This is a genomic window from Aeromonas piscicola (assembly GCF_000820005.1).
Lineage (GTDB): Bacteria > Pseudomonadota > Gammaproteobacteria > Enterobacterales > Aeromonadaceae > Aeromonas > Aeromonas piscicola.
In genome coordinates this window covers 1-445 of sequence record NZ_CDBL01000075.1, presented here as the reverse complement: position 1 = coordinate 445, position 445 = coordinate 1, and the positions used below count along the sequence as shown (strand labels likewise).

Annotated in this window: 1 protein-coding gene; it reads right to left on the bottom strand. The window is 57.8% G+C overall.

Going from position 1 to position 445, the window contains the following annotated elements; all coding sequences use genetic code 11:
• Positions 1–65: 65 nt before the first annotated feature.
• Complete coding sequence (locus BN1128_RS19700; RefSeq protein WP_042871939.1) at positions 66–293, bottom strand: DUF3955 domain-containing protein; 228 nt, start codon at positions 291–293, stop codon at positions 66–68.
• Between the last annotated feature and the right edge of the window lie 152 nt (positions 294–445).

The window sequence follows — 445 nt, the reverse complement described above, 5'->3', positions numbered from 1 at the left end:
GCCAGATTGGCAGGGCTTTTCTGTGTCTGCCGTTTGCCGGGTATCCAGCGTTTTAGATAGCCGTCTCAGCTGGCTTGCTTCTCCGCCTTCGTGCGCCTCTGCCTGCAAAATGCCCTGAGTACGCTCAGGAGGGCGAGCAATATCCCCATGAAAATAAACAGGAAGCCGATGGGCAACAAGCCGAATGGCTCGTGCAGATAACCCTGGCTATCCACGTATGAGCCGAGCAGGTTGAAGCTGATGAGGGAGATCATACCGAGTGCCGTGAACAGCGCCGCCAATTTCATCATCATATTCACTCGTGGTTTTGGAAGAGGCACCAGCCTGTCATGGCAGGGTGAAGGGAGTGTGAAGCGGGGCTAAGGCGCGGCGCACCGGCAGGCACCTTGCTTGCTGTGTCGACCAGCCATGGGGCAGGTCTTGCCAGCGCCAGCATCGGCCTTGT